The organism is Streptococcus suis, from assembly GCF_017601095.1.
Taxonomy (GTDB): Bacteria; Bacillota; Bacilli; order Lactobacillales; family Streptococcaceae; genus Streptococcus; species Streptococcus suis_Z.
In genome coordinates, this window is the sequence record NZ_JAGFUX010000008.1 from 42,772 (window position 1) to 52,317 (window position 9,546).

The 9,546-nt window shown below is 46.4% G+C and carries 2 protein-coding genes; both read right to left on the reverse strand.

Going from position 1 to position 9,546, the window contains the following annotated elements:
* Window positions 1-20: 20 nt before the first annotated feature.
* Window positions 21-5,897, reverse strand: coding sequence for a ZmpA/ZmpB/ZmpC family metallo-endopeptidase (locus J5566_RS07845; protein ID WP_208562820.1), 5,877 nt, complete (start codon window positions 5,895-5,897; stop codon window positions 21-23).
* A 279-nt stretch (window positions 5,898-6,176) separates the two neighbouring features.
* On the reverse strand, window positions 6,177-9,539 hold the full coding sequence (locus J5566_RS07850) for an FtsX-like permease family protein (protein ID WP_208562821.1): 3,363 nt from the start codon (window positions 9,537-9,539) through the stop codon (window positions 6,177-6,179).
* Window positions 9,540-9,546: the final 7 nt, after the last annotated feature.

A 9,546-nucleotide genomic window follows, 5' to 3' on the forward strand; every position in this document is an offset into this window, starting at 1 on the left:
CCTTACGGAGATGCTCTTGCCTATTCAAAAATAGAGGTTCTGAAATCATTAGTCTGCCGTAGTAAGGCATTGTAAACTCGTTCTTTGAGGATATTGACCCAGCTATGACTTGGATCCGCTTCTACTTTTTCACGGTTTGCATAGTCATAATCTACTGCAGCAGTCATCAGTCTTTCCAATTGTTCAAAGGATTGAATATGAACTGACTCGCTTGAATAACGTTCTCCTAACTTGTATTCAATCGTGATGTCGATGAGTCTATCTTTCTGATCGATTCGGCGTTGGTACATAGCTTTCTTGAAGGCAGCCCAATCTTGATAGTTGTCTTTTTCAAAGACATGGTCAAAGACAATCTTATCCGTTACCAAACCTACTTCTCTTCCGTACCAATTGTCAAAATACTTGTAGCCTTGATCTGCGGCTACTTGACTCAATTGATTACTTACATATGGGATAAAGCCATGAACATAGCCTTTTTCAGCTAGCAGTTCAAAGGCCATCCGTTTGAACATGATATCACCTGGTGCACCTACCTCATTGGATAGGGCTGCGTAAATTGGAGAGAAAAGTTTGATAGTGTAGTAGGAATTTCGTTCTAACTTATCCTTTTGATCCCAATAATTTCGTCTCGTAATAATATTGTTGTCAACCAAGTCTCCGATTGTATTTAATCGGCTGGCAATATCACCTGTTAGAGGTTGAATGGAATTTCCTGCCAGAGCAGTAGTTACTTTCTGATCCTTGTCCAAATCATACCAGTTACCAATTTGGCGGTACCAATCCTGCTTGAATTTAGCATTCTTCTTGAGGACACTATTTGCTTCAAGGTAATCCAAGAAGTATACCGTATCCATCATACCACGCATGTATTGTTCCAAATCTTCTACTGATTTAAAGCGATTGGTTGGATCTGCTGTGTGGAAGCGGTCTGTGGCATTTGCATCACCTGTGAACATGGTGTTGATTCCCAAGATAGCAGATGTCAGTCCAGTTGGGTTTTGCAATAAGCCTTCTGAGAAGACTTCCGCCCCTTCGCCAACACGACGACCGTGGCCCATCAGATAGATATTTCCGTCAAAGTTGTGAACCATTTCATGGGTAAAGATGGAACTACCGTACTGGTCAAGAATCCTATCCACTTCGAAATGAGTGTAATGCCCCGTTGCATAAGCTCCAGAACCCATGAAGTTGTACCATTTTCCAACTGGTCCAAAGAAGTCTTTGATAGACTTGTATTGAGTATCTTTCAAACTCACCCAAGTCACGCCTTTATTTGGTGTTTGGAAATTAAAGCCGTCATAGTTGATAAAGCTCTGGAAGAGTTTCTCTTTGTTTTCCTTGTCCAAAACTCGGTACCAGAAGTCAAAGTAATTTGCCTGCCAACGACCTGCTTGAGCAACTTTCTGGGCCATATACTGCTCAAATGTTTGCTCCTTATCCTTGGAATCAAACTGATAACGCTCAAAGGCTCCAAAGGAAAGGGTGGACATGGTAGACAAAACATAGACGCTTGGATCTTTCATGGTCAATAGTGGGAGAACCATGTTACGGTACTGCCATTTTGGATTGGTGATGCGGTCATATACACCAAGATTGTACTTACTATGTTTTTCTGCAGTTCGCTGCAATTGAGCAACTTCCTCAATACCAGATTCCACTTCTTCAATCTTGGCTCTTGTGGCTTGTTTGAACCATTGGTTGTTGGACAAGCCTGGCAAGAAGAGTTGGCGATAGGATTCAAGGTAGGTAAAGAGGTCCAACTGTGCTTTGGCGTCAGCCAAGAAACCTGCAAAGGTTGTAACATTATTCTTAGGACGAAGATTGTCGTAACCTGACTGTCCTAGAGCGATGATGGTATCGAGGGCAGAAGCTTCTGTGTTTCCAAAGAAATCTAGCTTAAAGATGGACAAATCTTTAATGTTAAGTTTGTCGTAATTGACATCATACCAACGATTAAGATAGGCTAAGCCAAGCAAGAAGGCTTCCTTGTTTTTCGAAATCTTGTCAATCAAGTAATTTTCAACCGACAGACCTACGGAATTAATGGCCTTGTCCGAACTCAATAGTTTCCGCAATTGCTCACCAATGCTTGACTGTACCTGATTGAAACTATCTTCCAAATACAAGGCCCAAAGCGGTCTTTGTTCATCCGTTTGCTTAACACCCAAATCCATGGCCCAACGAGAAGAATTATCATCTTCTGGTTTCATGGTAACTGCTACTGACGAACGATCCGTTCCTAAGACCCGTCGGACCTCATCTGATTGGAAACTTACACGACTTAGTTCATTGACTAGAGTTGTAATTGGATTCGTAAATGCAGACAGGAATGATTCCGGAGTATAGATAAGTCCTGTATTGCCAAGCTGGTATTCAGCGATTTGTCTGTTGGCAAAATCTTGCATAAAGCGTAGGCTTTCATAAGCTACGGTCTTATCTGCAAAATGTAACATGAGGCGGTTAATCGCCGTTTTTTGATTGTTCAAATCGGTCACAACCTGCTCGCCTACCATTGGTACCACATCCACTAACAGGCTACTGTTGAGTTTGTGGTTGGCTGGCAGGTGTTTCGCCATCTCAAGGATGTATTCCTTATTGTAGAATGGCATCAGTTTTTCCAAGTTTGCATAGGCAACTGCCTTATTGCTATCTGCTTTGGACAGGCGACTATAATCAACGCTATACTTATTGCCTTCATGCTTAACTTGACTGTCAGTTGTTGTCGCAGAAATACCATAACTTGTCAGACGACTGGTGAACTCTGGTCCCTGCAAGATGCTAGACCACTGATCTAGACGACCTTTTGATTGGCTTGTCACAGCTGCTTGTTGAATCGTTGCATTCACATGGTTGGTATCTCCATGAACAAGATTGCCATTGGTTACCGTAACATCTGCTAACAAGTCCTTGGCACGGCCATTGCTCCAAGTTGAACCAATGATGCCTCCTGTTTGCCCACTGTTGCCAAAATTGGTCACCTTGCCTTTGACATATACTTTTTCAACTGAAGCTGTATCTGTGATCATTCCGACAAGACCACCTGTGCGATAAGATGGGTTTGGAGCTGACACAGTTAGATCAACGAGTGATTGTGACTGAAGAATTTGCGATCCTGTTCCAGTTAAGTGTCCAACCAATCCACCGATATTGGATAGGGCGACGGCTGGATTGGTAGCTGTAATGCTTCCATCAAAACTAGTGTTGCGTAACTTACTGCCTGCACTAGCTTCATAAACCACGCCACCAATATTGGCAGCAGCCGTGATCGAACCTTGAACCGCCACATCAGTCAAACTAGTATTAATTGCTGATTTTGCCAGAGCTCCCACACGGTCTTGCTCTGACTTAATGTTCACATCTACTAGGTCCAGTTTTTGAATAGTTGCACCGTTCAAGGTATCAAATAATGGATTAGTTAGATGATGGATGGCATATTTTTTTCCATTATGTTCTGCTGTCAGACTACCTTTAAATTCTCCTGTCAGATACGAAGTAGCACTAGCATCCAACTGCACCTCATCTGCCGTCAAGTCTGCACCAATGACAAAATGTCCTGTTCGGTTGTTCTGCATGGCTGTCAACAAAGTCTTGAAAGAGGTGTAAATTCCTGCTTGGCTAGTTGGTACCTTGTCAATATAGAAGCTAAAGTTTTCCTGGTAACCAGTTTGACTATCTTGGACCAACTGATCCAAGTTCGCGGTTAGTTTGAATTTCTCCTGTCCATCAACTGTGACCTCTTCGATAGTCGTAATCGGCAAGAGGATTTCCTTGAAGCGGTCGGACTTGATTTTCACAAAGTAGTCTTCTAGGCGCTCAGGTCGAGCAGAAAGTGACAGATACCGGCGGTAACGGCGATCTTCTACTCCGTATAATTCAACTGAATCGACATCTTTAATTTCAATTTTCTTGAGTTCAAGGATAAAGTTCTTAGTTGATTCTTCTAGCTTAGTCTGATTACCTTGACCAATGTCATAGGTAATTTCTGTTCGCACCTGATAATTTGTAAAGTGTTCCAAGCCCGTCACCGTCACAGCCTGACTCGGGTCTGTAATGGAAACTTCTTTTACTTTTTGACCATCCTTATAGATGAAGGCTTTGGCAGAACGGAAGGTGGAGCTGCTGTCTATCAAAGAAAAATGCAGGTCTGCATCTCGTCCAAGTGCATCAGGACGAACTTCTGTAATGGTCAAACTTGGAACAGTCAAAACACCTGTTCCTACATGGTCAATCTGCTTGGTTGGAGCAGTTATCAATTCTGGGTCAAGATCCTGACGCTTGATTTCTTGACCATTTACGGTGTAAATTTTTGTGCGGATCCGTTGTTGTCCATTGACACCCTGGCGCTGGGTCCGTCTTTGACCTGCTGGTAGGCTGGAATCCTGCACCACTTCGACAGTAAAAGGCACTGACTCCAGACGACTGGTTTCAGTTTCCACAATTTCGAGACTCGGTACCGAATGGTAAATCGACTTGTCCGGCTTGGAAGTGACTGGCTCTGCTTCTACTGATGGAGTAACTGGTTGCACAGGAGTTTCCTCTCCCTCAGTTGGCTGATTTGGTTCAACTGGTTCGGGCATCGTTCCAGGGTCTACTGGCTGAACTGGAGGAGTTTCTTCCTCTGGTGCTGGTTTTGGCGCTTCTGGGACTGGTTGGGGCTCTGTCGTTTCTGGTTGAGCCGGTTGAGTAACCTCGTCTGGAACAGGTGTTGGCGCCTCTGGGACTGGTTGGGGCTCTGTCGTTTCTGGTTGAACCGGTTGAGTAACCTCTCCTGGTACTGGATCTGGAGTCGTTGGCTCTGGTTGATCTGGGTTAGTCTCAGTCGTCCCTGGTTGGCTAGGAGTTTCTTCCACCACATCCTCTACCTTGGACGGATCTGGTTCGATACCCACAGGCTCGTCAACTGGTTTGTCTACGGGCAGTTCTGAAGCTGTGTCTGGAACTCCTTCCGCACCACTTGTGTCAGGACTTGTCTGGTCTCCTGCGACCGGTGGAAGCTGCTCTTCCTCAGTTTCCACAGATTGGGCGGGAGTTTCCTCCACTACATCCTCTACCTTAGATGGATCTGGTTCGATTCCCACCGGCTCATCTGCTGGATTTTCTACTGGTAAAACCGGTGGTACTGATGGAGTTGCTTCTGGCTTGGTTTCTTGTTTTTCTTCTGTCGGAGTCGTTGGCTGCTCCTCTTCAAGCACCACTTCCCCAGCCTCTTGACCAGGAGTTGAAGCTGATTCTTGTGGCAGCTCTGCTAATTCAGTCTGACCCTCTTTTTCTGGAAGTGCTACATCTTTTGCCGAGTCTTCCACAGACTGACCAGTTGATGGTGACGCCACTTCCTCTTCAATGTAACCCAAATAGCTATATCCAGCAATATCCAATGGTTTTGGTAATTCTTGTCCCTGACTGACAGATAAAGTATGGTTGTAATGAGAAAGAATTTGACTAGTAATGGCAAGACCAGTCGGCGACACTGCTACCGCACCTGTCGCTGTTAAGATAAAGAAGCCTAACAAGGCCTTCTTACCATTTCGACCTGTTTTCACCGCATAGACCAAGAGGCTAGCTCCTGCTAGGACCAAACCGCTGGCAAGTACACCATTCTGTCCAGTCTTCGGCAGGCTTTGGGCTGTCGGACGATAGATGAGGTAGTAGACCCTATCTCCTTCCTTAGCCAAGCCTGGTAAGGCTTCCGTCACCAATTTCTTCTCTTGACTGGTTAACTCGGCTTCTGTTACGTAGCGATAGTCAACTTGAACCTCACTTCCTTGGGCAGCAACGCTCGTTTTGGGTAGGTAGGGAATCGCCAGAAACAAGCAGGCAACTGTAGCAGAGACAAGTCCCCAAGACGACTTCCGAAATGAGAAGCGCTGGACCTTTTCTTTGGATGGATGTGGAACCATATTATCCTCCTTTATTCGCAGTATATCATTATACTAATTTTACTTGTTTTCTTACAAAAATTCAAGCAATATCCTATTCTAAAACAGAAAAAATCACATCCCATCTAAGAATTACAATGTTTAGTCATAGAAAAAAAGGATCTAGCTTTGACGATACAAAACTAAATCCTTCTATCATTGCTTATCCGTTCTTTGGATTGGGTTAAAACAGCCTATCCCCAGGCTGCCTCGCTTTCGCATTTCTAGGCTCGGGTTAAAACAGCCTATCCCTAGGCTGTTTTAATCAACTGACTTGAGTGCTTCCAGCATATCCACCTTGCGTAAGCTACGGTTGACATACCAGCCCAGACCTGTCAAGATACCTGCGATTGCCAGAATAGGAATCAGATAAACCTCTACCGTCACACTTGGATTAAAGATAATGGCGGTCGAGCCAATCATCTCCAGCAAGACTCGGTGCAGGAGGAAACCACCACCCAGCCCCAGCACAACGCCAATCAGCGACAGGACAATGGTCTCGCGGTAGATATAAAGGGTCACCTCGCGGTTATGGAAGCCTAGCACCTTAATGGTCGACAGCTCCCGAATCCGCTCAGCCACATTGATATTGGTCAGATTATAGAGAATAACCAGCCCCAACAGAATGGACAGAACCACCAGAATAACCATAATGGACTGGAGGGAGCTGGCCACCGTCTCCAGCATAGCAATCAAGGAGCGATTCTGCACCAAGGCTGCAACACCTTTTTGGGACAAAAGCTGAGCTGCCAAGTCTTGACTCTTGCTGGCAGAAGACTGTGAGACCTTGACCAAGCTAGCATTGGCTTGATAGGCCTGACCTGTGAGTTCCTCATAATAAGCCGCTGTCATGTAGATAAAATGACCTGCGTAGAGTTCCGATACTCCTGCTACCTTAACGGTGACAGTTTGCTGGTCGATGGTCAGGGTAAAGCTATCCCCTGCAGTAACTCCATAGAGACTGGCTAATTTCTTAGACAGGATAAGGCCTGTATTGGTCAGGCTCAGCTTTTCTCCACTTTCTGCCTGACGGAGTTGGATATAGTCGGACACATCCATTTTCTCAGTGACCAAGAGGCTGACGGTCAGTGGCTGGTTGAGCCCGTCTATCTCCTCTGTCAGCTGTTCATAGGTGATAGAGAGATGGGAGGCAACTGCCTTAGAAGTGAGAATGTCGTCAACTGCTTTCTTTTCTGCCTCAGAAGCTCTGCTATTGTCCACCGCAATCATATCGTACTGCATGATGTCGCCAAACTGGCTATCTACCACGCCTGATATGGAGGAACGGATGCCCAGACCTCCAAAGAGGAGGGCGACGGAGCCCGCCACGCCGAAAATGGTCATGAACATCCGCTTCTTGTAGCGGAAGATGTTGCGGGCGGTCACCTTGTGGGTGAAGCTGAGGCGGTTCCAGATGAATGGAAGTCTTTCCAGTAGAATGGTGGAGCCTTGGACGGGAGGTTTGGGAAGTAGGAGACTGGCTGGCTTTTCTTTTAGTTCCTTACGGACGACCAGATAGGCTGGTAGGACCGCTGAAAGCAGGGCAAAGACCAGAGCCAGTAGAATCCAGAGGGGATAGAGGTGGAGCTGGGCCTGACCGATGACGGTACTTTCCGTGATAATGGTAGCAATCATGGGCGAGAGGACAAAGTTCCCTGCCAGAATGCCCACTATGGTTCCTGCTAGTCCTGCACCCAGTCCATAGAGGACAAACTTAGTCATAATCTGACGGTCGGTATAGCCTAGAGCCTTAAAGAGACCCGCCCTAGTCCGCTCTTCGTCAACAAAGCGGGTCATGGTGGTGAAGGTGACAAGGGCTGCGACCAGATAGAGTACGACTGGGAAGATGTTTCCAACCGCAGCGATACTGCCTGTGGCATTCTTATAGGTTATATAGCCGTCGCCACCTGGCAGGGTTGAGCGGGTATAGGTCTGGTAGCTAGGCTCTTCCAGATTGTCTAGGTCTGACTGGGCTTGACTTAGGTCGCTTTGGGCTTGGCTGATTTCCGCTTCTGCTTTGGCCTTTTCTTTGTCAAAGTCTGTCTGAGCCTGAGCTAGTTGGCTCTCCGCTTGGGAAATCTGAGCCGATTCGACCTGTAACTGGTTTTTACCTGCTGTCAGCTGTTCTTGACCCGCTTGATATTGGTCTAAGCCTGCTTCATATTGGGCAAGCCCTGCTTGGTATTGAGCCAAGCCTTCATCATATTGACTACGACCTGTTTGGTAGTGAGTCAGACCTGTTTGATAATCTTGTAAACCTGTCTGGTACTTTGTTTCTTTTTCTTGCAGCAGCTTTCTTGCTGCCTCATAATCCGACTGGGCCTGATTATAGGCTTGAAGTTCTTGGTCAATGCCTGCCTTGACCTGGTCCAATCCGGTCTGCTGGGCTAGTAAATCTGGATAGTCCGCTAAAGACTGACTTGGGCCCAATGTTTGGGAAATAATTTGCTTCAAACTTTCCTGTTTTTGGAACCAGTCTGCTTGCGCCTGATTAATTTTGCCAGCCCATTGGTCAAGTTCAGTCTGTTTGGATGCCAGAATGGACTTGGCTTGCTCTAACTCGCTTGCTGCCTGATCAAGCTCTGCTTTGCTGGCTTCTAAGAAAGCCCTTGATCGCTCTAATTCAGCATGGCTAGTCTCTAAGCGGCTCTTGGTCTGGTTAAGACTTTCCTTTGTCTGGTCCAAGGTATATTTTGCCCGAGCCAATTCGACTTCTTTTTCTCGTAGCTGGATGTGAGCATTCTCCAACTGCTCCTGACCTGACTGGATGTCTGCTCTGCTTTTTTCCAACTGTGCTTCAACCTCTGTTAGCTCAGTCTGAGCTGTGTCTAGCTCCTCCTGACCTGTCGCAATCTCATCCTGGCCTTGTGCTTGGATACGAGTCAAACGAGCTTGACCATTATCGGCTAAGAGCTGGTCCAGCTCCTTCTGATAGGCTGCCACCTTGACTTCATAGCTGTCTTGGTAGTAGGCTAGGTCATCCAAATCGTCATAAGACAGGCGGGCAATCATATAGACCTCGGAGTCAAAGACGGTCGGCTCCACCAGGGCATAACCTGCTAGCTGACCATTGCCACTGGAAGCTAGACCCATGGTGACATTGTCCCAGATTTCTGGCGAGGTGATGATGCCGACTAGGGTAAAACTGGTCTTGGTCAGGATTGTTCCGGTCTTATCAGGATCGGTCAGCTTAATCTGGTCCCCTAGTTTGTAGCCCAGAGCCAAGGAGGGCGATAGGGCAATTTCATCATCTGATTGGGGAAGGCGGCCTGACTGGACTTGGTAGAGGGAGATTTTGCTCGGTTTGGAAAAGACACGCACTGCTTGCTGGTTCTTTTCTAAGGTCACATCTTTGAAGTACCCCGTTTCAACTTGGGCTCCCTCGATACTGTCCAGCTCTGCTATGTCCTCCTCATCCAAGCCCATGTCTGACATAACCGCCAAATCCATGGTCTGAGTTTTTCCCAGATAGGCCTGGGCCGTTTTTTCCATATTAGGCGAAGTAACTTTGAGGCCAATCAAGGCAATAGCTCCCAACATCATCAGGCTAAATATAGACAAAAATCGCCCCTTGGAAGACAGGAGGGCTTGCCCCACATCTTTCCAGTAGATTTTTCGTTTCATAGGCTCC